This is a genomic window from Pannonibacter sp. SL95 (assembly GCF_026672425.1).
In the GTDB taxonomy this organism is placed as follows: Bacteria; Pseudomonadota; Alphaproteobacteria; order Rhizobiales; family Stappiaceae; genus Pannonibacter.
In genome coordinates, this window is the sequence record NZ_JAPPRC010000003.1 from 483,500 (window position 1) to 496,789 (window position 13,290).

Annotated in this window: 13 protein-coding genes; 9 read left to right on the forward strand and 4 right to left on the reverse strand. The window is 64.2% G+C overall.

The window, feature by feature from the left end; all coding sequences use genetic code 11:
* Positions 1 to 131: 131 nt before the first annotated feature.
* The 8 genes from OVA12_RS02785 to OVA12_RS02820 all read left to right on the forward strand — a co-directional run bounded on the left by OVA12_RS02785 (position 132) and on the right by OVA12_RS02820 (position 8,473).
* Entirely contained in the window at positions 132 to 881 is a 750-nt protein-coding gene (locus tag OVA12_RS02785; protein WP_268134277.1) for a helix-turn-helix domain-containing protein, read from the forward strand.
* Positions 878 to 1,672 carry an IclR family transcriptional regulator gene (locus OVA12_RS02790; protein WP_268134279.1) on the forward strand — a complete coding sequence of 265 codons (795 nt, stop codon included), beginning with the start codon at positions 878 to 880 and terminating at the stop codon, positions 1,670 to 1,672. The genes OVA12_RS02785 and OVA12_RS02790 overlap by 4 nt, the downstream gene beginning before the upstream one ends.
* A gap of 161 nt (positions 1,673 to 1,833) precedes the next feature.
* A complete protein-coding gene (locus OVA12_RS02795) occupies positions 1,834 to 2,586 on the forward strand; it encodes an SDR family NAD(P)-dependent oxidoreductase (protein WP_268134281.1) in 753 nt (250 codons plus the stop codon).
* A gap of 10 nt (positions 2,587 to 2,596) precedes the next feature.
* Positions 2,597 to 4,327 (forward strand): FAD-dependent oxidoreductase, encoded by a 1,731-nt coding sequence (locus OVA12_RS02800; protein WP_268134283.1) that lies wholly within the window; start codon positions 2,597 to 2,599, stop codon positions 4,325 to 4,327.
* Positions 4,324 to 5,301 (forward strand): DMT family transporter, encoded by a 978-nt coding sequence (locus OVA12_RS02805; RefSeq protein WP_268134285.1) that lies wholly within the window; start codon positions 4,324 to 4,326, stop codon positions 5,299 to 5,301. The genes OVA12_RS02800 and OVA12_RS02805 overlap by 4 nt, the downstream gene beginning before the upstream one ends.
* Positions 5,302 to 5,427: 126 nt before the next feature.
* Positions 5,428 to 6,459 carry a TRAP transporter substrate-binding protein gene (locus OVA12_RS02810; RefSeq protein ID WP_268134287.1) on the forward strand — a complete coding sequence of 344 codons (1,032 nt, stop codon included), beginning with the start codon at positions 5,428 to 5,430 and terminating at the stop codon, positions 6,457 to 6,459.
* Between the two features lie 110 nt (positions 6,460 to 6,569).
* The gene (locus OVA12_RS02815) at positions 6,570 to 7,136 is read left to right on the forward strand and encodes a TRAP transporter small permease subunit (protein WP_268134289.1); all 567 of its coding nucleotides are present in this window, start codon (positions 6,570 to 6,572) and stop codon (positions 7,134 to 7,136) included.
* Positions 7,133 to 8,473, forward strand: a complete 1,341-nt coding sequence (locus tag OVA12_RS02820) for a TRAP transporter large permease (protein ID WP_268134291.1) — start codon at positions 7,133 to 7,135, stop codon at positions 8,471 to 8,473. Before OVA12_RS02815 ends, OVA12_RS02820 begins: the two co-directional genes overlap by 4 nt.
* On the opposite strand, the gene OVA12_RS02825 is transcribed toward OVA12_RS02820, so the two are convergent.
* Positions 8,466 to 9,284, reverse strand: coding sequence for a transglutaminase-like domain-containing protein (locus OVA12_RS02825; protein ID WP_268134293.1), 819 nt, complete (start codon positions 9,282 to 9,284; stop codon positions 8,466 to 8,468). The genes OVA12_RS02820 and OVA12_RS02825 overlap by 8 nt on opposite strands.
* A 132-nt stretch (positions 9,285 to 9,416) precedes the next feature.
* Here OVA12_RS02825 and OVA12_RS02830 point away from each other — a divergent pair, with 132 nt between their 5' ends.
* Positions 9,417 to 10,355: a DMT family transporter gene (locus tag OVA12_RS02830; RefSeq protein WP_268134294.1), complete on the forward strand. Its 939-nt coding sequence runs from the start codon at positions 9,417 to 9,419 to the stop codon at positions 10,353 to 10,355.
* A gap of 26 nt (positions 10,356 to 10,381) precedes the next feature.
* Here the strand turns inward: OVA12_RS02830 and OVA12_RS02835 are convergent, their stop codons facing one another.
* The 3 genes from OVA12_RS02835 to OVA12_RS02845 form a co-directional block, all read right to left on the reverse strand.
* Complete coding sequence (locus OVA12_RS02835; protein WP_268134296.1) at positions 10,382 to 11,941, reverse strand: copper resistance CopC/CopD family protein; 1,560 nt, start codon at positions 11,939 to 11,941, stop codon at positions 10,382 to 10,384.
* A 102-nt stretch (positions 11,942 to 12,043) separates the two neighbouring features.
* A complete protein-coding gene (locus OVA12_RS02840; protein WP_268134298.1) occupies positions 12,044 to 12,568 on the reverse strand; it encodes a YcnI family copper-binding membrane protein in 525 nt (174 codons plus the stop codon).
* 287 nt (positions 12,569 to 12,855) lie between these two features.
* Positions 12,856 to 13,248, reverse strand: a complete 393-nt coding sequence (locus OVA12_RS02845) for a hypothetical protein (RefSeq protein WP_268134300.1) — start codon at positions 13,246 to 13,248, stop codon at positions 12,856 to 12,858.
* Between the last annotated feature and the right edge of the window lie 42 nt (positions 13,249 to 13,290).

Here is a 13,290-nt window from a genome sequence, read left to right on the forward strand (position 1 = left end):
CAAGTCATTGGCGCTTATCGGCCATGGTGCGCCGCAAAATGCCGGGGCGTCGCCTATCTCAAGCTCTTGTCCCCGCATTGCCTTTGTCGAGAGCGCGGCTTAGGTATTTGCGGACAGCGGGGGGAGACCGGGTGAGCGAAAAGAGGCGGGGCATCCAGTCGGTCGAAATTGGCGGCCGGCTGCTTGGTGCGTTGATGCGGCGAGCGCAGCCGATGATGCTGAAGGATCTGGCGGCGGATGCCGATCTCGCGCCGGCGCAGGCGCATGCCTATCTCGCAAGCCTGAAGCGTGTGGGTTTCGTCGAGCAGAATCCAGAGACGGGCCGCTATCTGATGGGCCCCTTTGCCGTGCGCCTGGCGATGGCGCGCCTGCGGACAATCCCGGCCTATCGGGAGGTGATCGGTGCGGCGACGCGGCTTGGTACGGAACTCGGGCTGATGGTGACCGTGACGGTCGCCGGGCCGCAGGGGGCAACCGTGATCCACCGGCATGACGGCGTGGAAACGCTCAACGTCAACATCCGAATGGGAACGGTCTATGCCCCTGAGGGAACGGCTACGGGCCGTGTGTTCGGCGCGTTCGCTGGTGATGGCCAGGCCGCGAATGATGTCCACCGTTGCGGCTACGCGGCGGTCAGCGATGAGCCCGTGCCTGGTGTCAGCGCCGTCGCGGCGCCTGTGCGCGATGCGGCTGGAACGCTGTTCGCCGTATTGACGCTGGTCGCCTCGGGCGCCCGACTGGCCCTTGACGACGAAGCTGGGCGCGCTGCGCGCGGGCGATTGCTTGAGATCTGCGCTGAGGCCGAAGCGGCGCTACTGACCGATGCCGTCGCAGGCGGGCGTGACGAGGCGCAGTCTTCAACGAGGAGGCGGCGGTCGTGACGGACAAGGGACGCGGGGTCAATTCCGTCGAGGTTGGCGCGGGCCTCCTTGAAATCCTCGCCGCACAGGACGAGGCGCTGATGCTGCGTGATCTGGCGCGGCTGGCCGGATTGTCGCCGGCCCAGGCCCATGCCTATCTGATCAGCCTCGGCACGCTCGGGCTCGTCGAGCAGGAGCCAGGGTCCGCGCGTTACCGGCTGGGGCCGGCCGCGCTCGATTTCGGCATCACCCGCATGCGCAGCGTCGATCCGATCCGGCTCGGCCAGGCTGCCGCCGTTGGCCTGTCAGAGGAGACGCAACTGGCCGTTGCCCTTGTTGTCTGGGGCGGGTTCGGGGCCACGGTCGTGCAGGTTCTGGAGGGCCCGGATCAGGTCCATATCAACACGCGGGCGGGGACAGTCTATTCGCTGACCGGCACGGCCAGCGGGCGCATCTTTGCAGCCTATCTGCCAGAAAGCCTGGTCAAGGCTGCCATCCGGCGCGAGCGCGACGAAAAGACCGGCAGTGGCCGCGTCGGGCGGCTGATGGACCTATCCGCTGCCGATCTGTCCATGATCCGTCAGGCGGGGTATGCCACGGTTGATCCCACTCCGGTGCCCGGCGTCAATGCGCTGTCCGTCCCCGTGCTCGATCATGCCGGACAGATCCAGATGGCGCTGACGCTCATCGGCGCAGCGCGCTCGCTTGATACATCACCGGGCAGTCCGCACCTGCGGCTGCTGCAGGAGACGGCCTTGCGGGTATCCCGTGGGCTCGGCTTTGCCGGACAGGCGCTCTCCCTGCCGGACTGAACGGCTCCTTCTACCTTTTTGTCCTGATCCTTGCCTGGCGCCAGAAGCTGCGCCGGGCTTTCGTTATTGCATCTTCATCGCGCAGCAAACCCCTTGACGGGCTTGCAGATAAATTCGTTATATGCAAAACAATTAGCAATTATAAAATTATCGGAGTGAACATGCGGGGGATTGAAGGGCGCGTCTGCGTCGTGACCGGGGCCGCCCAGGGCAACGGCAAGGCAATTGCCGAAGGGCTGGCTGCCGCGGGTGCCATCCTTGCGCTTTGCGACATCAACGAAGTTGCGGTGGCTGGTGTGGCTTCCGACCTCTCTTCCCTCGGCGCTCAGGTCTACGCAGCGGGTGTTGACGTGGCCGATGCCGCCGCCTGCGCGCGCTTTGCAGCCGATGTCCGCCGCTGGTCCGGGCCGGTCTCGGTTTTGGTCAACAACGCTGGCGTCATCCGTCGGCAGAGCGTGTTCGAGGACGGATTTGAGGAGGCCTGGGATCAGGTCTTCCGCGTCAATGTCGACGGGGCACGCAACATGGTGCGGGCGTTTTTGTCCGACCTGACGCAATCGCGTGGATCCATCATCAACCTGGCATCGATCATGGCCTTTTCGGCCGGACCAGGGCTCGGTGCCTATGCGGCCAGCAAGGGTGCAGTTGCCCAGTTCACCAAGGCGATGGCGCATGATCTTGCGCCCCATGGCGTACGCGTCAATGCCATCGCCCCGGGTGTGATCGCGACGCCGATGACCGAAGCGACACGTGCCAATCCGGCCGCCATTGACCGTTTCATGGCGCATACGCCGATGGGACGAGTGGGGCAGCCCGAGGAACTTGCCGGTCCGGTGCTGTTCCTTGCCTCGGATCTCGCCAGCTACGTCACCGGTGCCGTCCTGCCCGTCGACGGCGGCTATCTCTGCGCCTGAACTTTCAAGAATGCCCGGACAGGAAAACGACAAGATGCAAGACACCACCTATGTCTGTGATGTGCTCGTGGTGGGCTCGGGCGCCGGCGGCCTGTCGGCCGCAGTAGCTGCCGCCCATCGCAACCTGAAGGTTCTCGTGGTCGAAAAGGAGCCGGTCTTCGGCGGGACTTCGGCCCGCTCCGGCGGATGGATGTGGATCCCGGGCAATGGACCCGCCCGGCGTGCTGGGGTCGAGGACAGCGCGGCAAGGGCGCGGACCTATCTGCAGCATGAGACCGGCAAGCATTTCGACGCCGCGCGCATCGACGCCTTTCTGGACTACGGGCCCAAGGCGGTCGAGTTTTTCGAGCAGAACACCGAGCTGAAGTTCGATCTGGGGCCGACCTTTGCGGACTATCACCCCGATGCGCCTGGCGGCATGCCGGGCGGGCGGTCGATTGTGGCGCGGCCCTTCGACGGACGCGAACTGGGTCCTGAGATCCGTCGCCTGCGCCCGCCGCTGGCGGAGATTACCTTTCTCGGCATGATGATCGGTTCGGGCAAGGAACTGCTGCACTTCTTCAACGTGACGCGGTCGCCGGTTTCGGCCTTATTCGTCAGCAAGCTGTTTGCGAAGTTCCTGCGCGACAAGCTGTTCCATGGCCGGGCCATGCGGCTGATGAATGGCAATGCGCTGGTCGCGCGGCTGGCGAAGTCCTGCTTCGACAAGGGCGTGCCGATCTGGACGCGCGCGGCCGTCAAGCGACTCACGCATGATGACAGCGGCCGTGTGACGGGGGCTGTGGTCGAGACCGAGACCGGCGAGGTGACCGTGCAGGCAAGCCGCGGCGTGGTGCTCGCCTGTGGCGGGTTCCCGCAGGACGTGACCCGGCGCAAGGCGCTGTTCCGCCATGCGCCGACCGGAAACGAGCATGTCTCGCCGGCCCCTCCGGGCAACACCGGGGATGGCCTGCGGCTGGGAGAGGCGGTCGGGGCCAGCATCGACGACAGCCTGCCGCATCCGGCGGCCTGGGTGCCGGTGTCGCGCCCGCCGAAACCCGATGGCACGCTGGGCGTGTTCCCGCATTTCGTCGACCGATCGAAGCCCGGCATTATCGCCGTGACCCGTTCGGGACGGCGCTTCGTCAACGAGGCCGACAGCTACCACGACTTCTGCCAGGCGATGTATGACCGCTGCCGGGAGGAAGGCGGCGAGATCTGCGCCTATTTCATCGCGGACCATCGTACCTTCCGCAAGTACGGCCTCGGTTACGCGAAGCCCTCGCCGGTGCCCTTCAGGCAGCACATCAAGTCCGGCTATCTCTTCTGCGGCAAGACCCTCAGTGAGCTGGCGACGCAGATCGGCGCCAATCCGGCGCAGCTGGAGGAAACCGTGCGGGAGTTCAACAAGCATGCTGTGCATGGTTGCGATCCGGCCTTCAACAAGGGATCGACCGCCTACAACAGATCGCTCGGCGATCCGGAACATGGACCCAACCCTTGCGTTGCGCCGGTCACCAAGGGGCCGTTCTATGCGGTCAAGCTGGTGATCGGCGACCTTGGCACGTTTGCCGGTTTGAGGACGGACGAGAACGCACGGGTGCTGGACGAAGAGCGGCGGCCAATCGCCGGGCTCTATGCCGCCGGCAACGACGCGGCCAGCATCATGGGTGGCAATTATCCGGGCGGCGGTATCACGCTTGGACCGGCGATCACCTTCGGCTACATCGCCGCGCGGCACATGTCGGGGGCCAACTCGTGACAGTGGCGGCAGGTCTGGACGCGCGCGGGGCGGGCGTCGGAGCCGGAGCCGGCTTCGGACTTCTCGCTTGTGTCTTCTGGGCCTTCTACAACACGGGTACCGATCTTGGCCGCAGCTGGGGGTTCTCCAGCCTCGACTTGATGACCATCCGCTTCTGGGTCGCTGCGCTTCTGTTCTTGCCGCTGATGGCCTTCAGCCGGAAGCCTGAGGAGACGAACGATCCGGGGCGGGTGAGTGGCGGCTGGCTGACAGGCGGTCTACCATTGGGTCGACTGGTCCTGCTGACCATCTGCATTGGCCCTCCCTTCACGCTCTTGATCAACACCGGCTACGGCATTGCCCCGCTTGCGCATGCGGTGGTGATCAGTCCTGGCATGACAATGCTGACCGCCAACGCGCTCTCCGTGCTGCTGGATCGCAGGCCGATGCCCGTGGCGCGGATGGCCGGGCTGCTGCTGGTGTCGGGAGGTTTGATCGCCATGGCGCTCGAACAGCCTGTCTCCAAGACGCCCGGGGTCGAGGTCTGGCTTGGAGACCTTTGCTTTGTCGGATCAGGCACGCTGTGGGGTGTGTTCACCTACCTGTCGGCGCGCTGGCAGCTGGATCCGGTGCGTGCGATGGGTGCGGTCACACTGGTATCGGCGGCGCTGGTGCTGCTGCCATTCTGGCTGCTGTTGTCCGGCGATGTTCCACCTGTCGCGGCCTGGGGGTGGCAGGCCTTGTTTCAGGGTGTCCTTGGCGGGTGTCTCGCGCTGCTTGCCTATTCGCGTTCCGTGGCGCTGCTCGGGGCTGGGCTGTCGGCCATTTTCCCGGCCATGGTGCCGCCGCTCGCTGTTCTGGTGGCGATTCCGCTGACCGGCACCTGGCCATCCGTCACACAGTGGAGTGGCATTGCTCTGGCAAGTATAGGCCTGGTTGTGTCGCTCGACCTTCTGAAAAAACGCAGGGTCGACAAGCTGAGAAAGGGCCATTGAAAGACCGGAATGATTCATCTATGACAAATCTATTAGAAAATATCTAACGATTGGGCGGTCGTTACTGACGGCCCGGGACGGAGGAAGGGCGCTGCAGCAGCGGCGCTCGAATGGGAGGAGAGAAAAATGAAGTCAGTTTTTGCAGCAGCCCTTATGGCTGGCGTTGCCCTGACCACCGGAGTGGCGCAGGCAGCGAGTTTCGATCTCCAGAGCGTTTTCGGCCTCAACGTGCCGTCGATCGGGCCAAGCCCGCAGCTGTGGGCTGAGCGCGTCAAGCTGATGACCAATGGCGAGATCGATATCAAGGTGCATGGTGCCGGCGACTTCGTGCCGCCCTTCGAGGTGTTCGGCGCGGTCAGCTCCGGCGCGATCCCGATGGGCTTCGACTGGATCGGCTACTGGGCCAGCACCATTCCGGTCGCAAACCTTGTCGGCTCGATGCCGTTTGGGCCGAGCCCGGACGTCTCGCTCGGCTGGATGTTCGAGGGCGGCGGTCTGGAGATCATCCAGAAGGCCTATGACCCGCATGGCGTCCAGATCATCCCCTGCCATCTGGTGGTGGGCGAGGCCGGCGGCTGGTTCAACAAGGAAATCAGCTCGGTTGAGGACTTCAAGGGCCTCAACATGCGCATCGCTGGCCTCGGCGGCAAGACGCTGGCCAAGCTCGGCGCAAACACCCAGCTGGTGCCTGTCGGCGAGATCTACGTGTCGCTGGAAACCGGCCGCATCGACGCGACCGAATTCTCCGCGCCGCAGCTCGACCTTGGCCTCGGCTTCCAGAAGGTCGCCAAGACCTACTACTTCCCGGGCTGGCACCAGCCGTCGAGCTGGGACTCCATCATCATCAACAAGGATGTCTGGAAAGGCTTCAAGCCGGAGCAGCAGAAGATCATGATCGAGGCCTGCAAGGCGAACATCGCCTACAATCTCGGCAATCAGATCCATGCCCAGGCCGATGCCATTGCCAAGATCCGTGAGGCCGGTGTCACCGTGAAGCGGTTCCCTGACCAGGTGCTCGTTGACCTGAAGAAGGCATCGACCGAAGTGCTGAACGAAGAAGCGGCCAAGGATCCGATCTTCAAGGAAGCGCTCGACTCGCTCAACGCCTATGTGGCTCGGGTCGGCGAATGGAATGACTTGCAGGCGCTGCCGCGCTAAGGCTGGATGAGACAGGCGGGCGGTGCGTCTGCGCCGCCCGTCACGCCCTCCCGGGGCGGTGACTGTCACTCGCCCTTCCGCTGCCCTTTTCGTTTCAGGGGACCAAAGCCATGTCTCGCCTTCTCCAGGCCGTGACCGATCTTGCCTGCTGGCCGGGACGGGTCATCGGCTGGCTGATGCTGCCGCTCATTCTGTTCGTCTGTCTCGGCGTCATCGCGGCGCAGTTCGGATTGAACCGCCTGATTGACTGGCAGGTTTCCGTTCCGCTGCTTGGCACGGGCATCACGTCCAACACGCTGCTCGACCTGCAATGGTCCGCTTTTGCCCTGATCGCGCTGTTTGGCGGCGTTCTGGCCTTTGCCGACCGGGTACATGTGAATGTCGACTTTCTGTCGGCCCGGTTCTCGCCTCGCACACGGGCAATCATTGACCTCGCCGGTGACGTCCTGTTCCTCTTGCCCTTCTGCGGCATTGTCGTCTGGTACGGCAGCAAGTTCGCGCTGACGTCCTTCAATTCGGGCGAAGCATCCACCTATGGCGGGCTGCGCGACTACTGGGTGGTCAAGGCCTGCATTCCCCTGTCGTTCCTGCTGCTGGGACTTGCGGGCGTTGCCAGGATCCTTGCGACAGTGAAACGACTTCTGGCTGGCCAACCGCATGTGGGAGACAAGGCATGAGCCCGGAAATTCTCTGGCCACTGCTCATGCTGGCCGGTCTCGTCGCCGGCATCTTCGTGGGCTATCCAGTCGCCTTCGTGCTGGCCGGCATCGGCATCCTGTTTGCGGTTGCTGCCGATGTGCCGATGCTGTTCCTGTCGACCTCGGTCTCGCGCATCTACTCCGGCATCCTGACCAACTGGCTGTTGATCGCGATCCCGCTTTTCGTCTTCATGGGGCTGATGCTGGAGCGCTCCGGCGTCGCCGAGCGGCTGCTGAAATCACTCGCCGGCGTGTTCCGCGGCGTTCCCGGCGGCTATGCCTTCGCGGTGGCGATCATCGGCATCGTCATGGCGGCCTCCACCGGCATCATCGGGGCGTCGGTGGTGCTGATGGGCATGATGGCGCTGCCGACCATGCTAGCCAACCGCTACGACCCGAAGATTTCCTGCGGTCTCATCGCGGCCAGCGGCACGCTCGGCATCCTGATCCCGCCCAGCATCATGTTGATCGTCCTGGGGGACCAGCTGCGTGTCTCGGTGGGTGAACTGTTCATGGGCGCGGTCGGTCCCGGCCTGCTGCTCGGCCTGCTCTATGTTCTCTATCTTGTGGGTGTTGCGATCTTCCAGCCGCACCGCATGCCGGCGGCCGAGACCGGTGAGGCGCAACCGTTCTGGCAGGCCTTCGGCACGCTGACCAAGGATCTGCTTGCCCCGGCGCTGCTGATCCTGGCGGTGCTGGGCACCATCGTGGCCGGTATTGCGACGCCGACGGAATCGGCGGCCATTGGTGCGGTCGGCGCGACGATCCTGGCGATCTCCTCGGGCGGGCTCAATTTCGCGGTGCTGCGGTCGGCGCTTCTCGATACGACGAAGACCACAGCCATGATCATCTTCGTGATGATGGGAGCGACAGTGTTCAGCGTGGTGTTCCGCAAGCTTGGCGGCGACACGCTGATCCTCGACATGTTCTCCAGCCTCGGCACCAGCCCCTATGTGGTGCTGTTCGTGATCATGGCGCTGGTGTTCCTGCTCGGGTTCTTCCTCGACTGGGTGGAAATCACGCTGGTCGTGGTGCCGATCGTGGCGCCTGTGGTGGCCGGGCTCGACTTCGGCCTGCCGAAGGAACAGACGCTGATCTGGTTCGCCATTGCGCTGGCGGTCAACCTGCAGACCTCGTTCCTGACGCCGCCCTTCGGCTATGCCCTGTTCTACCTGCGCGGGATCGCGCCGAAGGGCGTGACCATCGGCATGATCTACCGGGGCATCATCCCCTTCGTCGTGATCCAGGTCGTGGCACTGCTGCTCGTTGTGTCGTTCCCGCAGATCGCCTTGTGGCTCCCGGCTGCGCTCAACTGAGCCGGGCGCCCGTTGGCAAAGAGCGGCCGTCAGGGCCGCTCGCATCGACGAAGCCCTTCAGGATGGTGATCGAGACATCATGGCTGGCCAGCGGGAAAATGAGATCGCGGCCGGCGGTCAGCGCAAAGCGGGTGCCGGGCTTCGGGTTGTAGGCCGGCGTGCTCGGCCCGAGGCCATACTTGAGATGATGGGAGATGTCCCAGTGGTGCGGTGCACTGGCAGCATTGACCACGAACCAGCAGTGCCCCGGCGCGGAGACATCCGCGCCTTCGGGGAAGAAGATGCCGCTGACATACGCAGCCTCAATGTCCGCAGCGCGCATCGCGGCAACAGCATAGCTGTGCGTGTCGACGCAGGTGCCCAGATGCGTGTCGCAGGCAAGTGCGGGCATTGCGTCGGTGTCATCCGCCAGGCCGATGTCGCGGACACCATATTCGAAACGGTCGTCGACATGCCGGACGATGGCCGAAACGCGATCAGCCGGATTTGCATCGGCGGGCAACAGGGAGCGCATGAGGGCTGCGAGGTCCGGTGACGGTGTTTCATGAGCCCCGCCCGTCGGCGCGAACAGCCACTGCGGAAATGCCGAAGCGTCCTCGGAAAACTGCAGTTCAACTTCAGCTGCCCCGTCATCCGGCGATATCAGCAGCGCCATCTGGCCGCTGTTTCGGGCGCGGATAAGTCCAAGATTTGTGCCCCGATTGACCCGGATGGCCTGCACCGTCTGTTCCGGTGTGTCGAACGGGATGCCAAACAGCAAGTGACTTGCGGAATTCGTCGGCTCTGTCAGGGTAAATGTCACATGGGGCATGATAGTCATCCGGATGTCTTGGCTGGCTGGTTTCTATCCCCGACCTGCGACAGACGCTCGTCAGTCCCGTGACGGTGCCGTGACATTCCTTGACGCCCGCATCATCTGCCAAAGCCCCCGAGAGGCGACACCATGACCGTTGTTCCGAATCCGTCCGAGAACGGTGATCGCCGCTGGTTTGCGGGAATGAGCCCGAACCTGGCCGCCTCCGGTCTGATGATCCTGTCGTTCTTCGTCTTTTCAATTATGGCCGTGTTCATGCGTGAGGTCGGTGACACGATCCACGTGATCCAGGTGATCCTGATCCGGCAGGCGGTCGCCATGTTGCTGATGACGCCCTGGTTCTGGCGGGACCGGGCCTTCATCCTGAGACCGCGCGGGTTTCGGCTGCATGTCACCCGAGGCATTCTGGCTGTGATCGCGATGGCCTGTGGCCTGACCTCGATCCTCCACATTTCCTTTGCGGATGCGACGGCAATCCAGATGAGCGAGGTGCTGATAGCCACGGCACTGGCAGCTATCGTGCTCAAGGAGCATGTCGGGTGGCGCCGCTGGACGGCAACGGCCATCGGATTTGTCGGCGTGGTCGTCATGACCAAGCCGTTCGGCGGCGGCTTTGAGCCCTATGCTCTCGTGGCGCTGCTGGGCGCGGCAACCGGTGGGGCAGGGATGATCGCAGTCCGTCTCGGCTCAGCCTTTGACCGCACCACGACGGTGCTGTTCTGGCAGGCCGTGGTCGTAATCACGCTGGTCGGACCGGTGGCAGCCTTTGTCTGGGTGACGCCAACGCAGGAAGACGCGGTGCTTCTGATCGGCATGGCGCTGATCTTTGCCGCCGGCAACTGGCTCTTTACCTCTGCCCTGCGTCTTGGCGATACAGCGGCCATCGCACCGCTACATTACCTGCGGCTGATCATCATGGCCGGCCTTGGCTGGTGGATCTACGCCGAGGTGCCGAGCCTGACCACGGTGATCGGTGCCGTTCTGGTCCTCGGTGCCGCGTCCTATACGATTGGACGCAATGCCCGCAAGAAGTCCCTGGCCGAGCCGGATGGCCCTCCCTCCGCCTGAAGGACCCGCCGTCATGAGGTGAGTGATCAGGGCAGCGCGGGCAGTGGTTCCACGAGTTTCTGCACCTTGAAATCGTTGATGAGAACGTCGAGCCGCAATACCCAGCCCTCAGCCAACGGCAGTGCAACCGGCTGCGACACATAGGTTCCCTCGGCCTGTCGGGCGAGCGACAGTTTCAGCCCGGCAATTCCGGCTTCCGGATTGGAGAGGGACCCGGTCAGGTCCTTCGGGAGCAAGGGCGCGCCGTCGGCATCCATCAGCACGACAGACAGGGCGAGCAAGCCATCGCCCTGCCGGGCGAGGCGAACATCCGCCATTGCGGTGGCTCCATGCAGATGCAGGTTCGCTATGGCCGGAGCCGGGGCGGCGAGGGCACGCGGCGGCGGCGTCAGGCGGAACCCGGCGACCAGAACGAGAATGGCAACGATCAGCAAGATCTCTGCGCCAAGGGTCAGGCGGAGATGACGCCTCGCCGCCAGTTGCAGCGCGGGCGATGCTGCGGCGAGACGGGGCGTCAGACGGATGCGATTGATGAGCGCGAGCACGAGAAGGCCTGCCACCAGGGCAAGCTTCACCATCAATAGGGTCCCGTAACTTGAGCCAAAGATCCGCTCCGCTGTGCCGAGCTGGACTGCCGCCAGAACCACGCCGGTCGCCAGAAGTACGATGACCAGCGGGAGTGCGAGGCGCGAGTATCGAGTGAGTTCGGCGGCTGACAATGTCCCGTTCAGCGCACGGCACAGCAGCACGGGCAAGGTTCCGGCCCAGAACAGGGCAATTGTTGCATGCAGAGCCATGGCGGGAGACATGAGCGCGCGCGGGTCAGCGCCTGCGGCGTGCCCCGACAGGGCAAAGCTTAATCCCGCGAGAGCCAGGGCCACTGTGGTTCCCGGCAAGGACGAGCCGCTTGCGATTGCCAGCATGGCCGAGGCTGCTGCAAAGAACGCGGTCAGTGCCAGCGGCGTCGAGAGCGCGGTTTGCCAAAGGGCGGGATCAACCAGAGAGCTGACGGGACGTCCCGTCAGGTCCAGTCCGTAGGCGGCAACAAGGCTGATTGCCGTGGGCAGCGTCAGCCAGGCGCAGACCACGGCCATGCTGCCCTTGTCCTGCCGCAGCAAGGCCGCGCCAAACAGACCGGCGGTGCCGAAGGCCAGGGTGAGACTGAGGACAGCGCGGGCAGCGACAACTGCGGCAGAGCTGGCATTGGGGCCAGTCGCGGCGGTTTGGGCTGCCGGGCTTTCACTGCCAAAGGAAAAACGCAAGGTGCCAGCGACGGGATGTCCATCCGCGGATACGACACGCCAGCTGACGAGATGTGTGCCCACAAGCGTTCTTGCCGTCGAGGGCACCGGGATTGTCAGGCGCGTGTCGGCGCTGATCGCTGTGACATCGGTCTGTTGTCCGTCCGGCGTGATCCAGAGAGTGCCAAGCGGTGACACCGGCTCATTGAACACAAGCATCAGCTCGGCCGGCATCTCGGCGACAAGGCTTGCCTCCTGTGGGCTCGCGGTCTGCAATTGCGCATGCGCCAGGGCTGACACAGGCAAGAAGAGCGCGGCAAGCAGGACGAGCAGGCGGGCAAGCATTGGATGGTCCGGGGTTGGCATCGTAAGGGCTGTTGAGGCTCCCCGGGCAGTGCCGGGGAACCTCATCTGTTGCAGTCGGATCAGATGGTCAGTCCGGCAGGCTTAGTGAGCCGGCTTGCCCTTGATGACCTTCACGCCCGGTGCCGGCATGTCGAGCTTGTGGGCGTCCTGGCCTTCAGCCGGGATCTCGATCCAGCGCTCGGCCTTGGTGGCGCATTCCTGGACTGCCGGAATGTAGAGCACCTTGTCGGCTGCCAACTTGTCGGTGAACATGCCGCGGAAGACGAATTCGTCGTAGTGCTCGTCGAGCAGTTCGCCGCCGGACCAGATGATTTCCTTCACGCCTTCGGTGACCTTGGCGCCGTGGTTTTCATAGGTGTTGGCATAGGCGCCCTTGACGGTCTCGAGCTTCCAGCCGGCCTTCGGCATCGGCTTGACGGCGATAATGCCTTCCGGGATCTGGATGCGGACGACATTGGTTGCTTCGCCTTCGCAGCCGTGCGGAACGCGCAGCACCATTTTCGCCGTGGTGCCCTGGGCGACTTCCTTGTTCTCGAAGGTTGCATGGGCAAGGGCGCCGGTGGCGGAGACGGCGAGCAGTGCTGCTGCGGCAATGAACTTCTTCATGGATCGGATTCCTGATCTGGTGCACCGCGCGTTGGCGGTGCCGGACAAGGGCTGAGGCAAGACGGCGCTCCGGAGTCAGCCCGGCATCCGGGCGCCCATTCCGCGCGGCTTGAAACGGCCGCGGAAAGGGCTGACTGGCCTGAGGTGCGCGCAGGGCTCCCGGCGGGATCAGCGATCCCGGTCCTTGCAGGGGCTTTTTGGAAACGGATCATCAGCGGTCCGCAACCGTATCTGCGCTGTCACCAGAGGACAGGCGTCATCGCTCCGGCATCAGGCGCGGTGCGATGTCAGGCGATACGGAGCTGCGGAGGGCCGCGGGCCGGAGGCGCACGCGGAGAATGGCCATCACTGTTTGGGTCCGAGCGGACCGGAGCATCGAGGATGGCAAAGCCGGCGGTCAGGTTCGGCAGGGCAGGCGGAGTTGCAAGGCCGAGCGTCTTGGCCAGCATGCAGGCCGGGCAGCCGGGGCTGCTCTTGCCGTCTTCGTCCATTGCCGAGGGATTGCAGAGATCGGGCAGCGTTCCATCCGGCAAAACGTAGGCCGAAAGATCGACGTCCTGATACGCGGACGCCTGAGCCATGCCGGACGGCATCCGGTGCGCAGCGCCAAGCAGCACGAATGACAGTGCGGCGAGCACCATCACGACGAACTGCAATTGCGGGCGGCGAATCCTGATCATGCTGTTCCGATTAATCTGCCTTGCGCTGCCGGGCAACACCGA

Excerpts from the sequence above, each read along its gene's own strand:
- OVA12_RS02820 (WP_268134291.1), top strand. The coding sequence starts at position 7,133 with ATGAGCCCGGAAATTCTCTGGCCACTGCTCATGCTGGCCGGTCTCGTC.
- OVA12_RS02795 (WP_268134281.1), top strand. The coding sequence starts at position 1,834 with ATGCGGGGGATTGAAGGGCGCGTCTGCGTCGTGACCGGGGCCGCCCAG.
- OVA12_RS02835 (WP_268134296.1), bottom strand. The coding sequence starts at position 11,941 with ATGCTTGCCCGCCTGCTCGTCCTGCTTGCCGCGCTCTTCTTGCCTGTG.
- OVA12_RS02800 (WP_268134283.1), top strand. The coding sequence starts at position 2,597 with ATGCCCGGACAGGAAAACGACAAGATGCAAGACACCACCTATGTCTGT.
- OVA12_RS02845 (WP_268134300.1), bottom strand. The coding sequence starts at position 13,248 with ATGATCAGGATTCGCCGCCCGCAATTGCAGTTCGTCGTGATGGTGCTC.
- OVA12_RS02815 (WP_268134289.1), top strand. The coding sequence starts at position 6,570 with ATGTCTCGCCTTCTCCAGGCCGTGACCGATCTTGCCTGCTGGCCGGGA.
- OVA12_RS02810 (WP_268134287.1), top strand. The coding sequence starts at position 5,428 with ATGAAGTCAGTTTTTGCAGCAGCCCTTATGGCTGGCGTTGCCCTGACC.
- OVA12_RS02830 (WP_268134294.1), top strand. The coding sequence starts at position 9,417 with ATGACCGTTGTTCCGAATCCGTCCGAGAACGGTGATCGCCGCTGGTTT.
- OVA12_RS02825 (WP_268134293.1), bottom strand. The coding sequence starts at position 9,284 with ATGCCCCATGTGACATTTACCCTGACAGAGCCGACGAATTCCGCAAGT.
- OVA12_RS02840 (WP_268134298.1), bottom strand. The coding sequence starts at position 12,568 with ATGAAGAAGTTCATTGCCGCAGCAGCACTGCTCGCCGTCTCCGCCACC.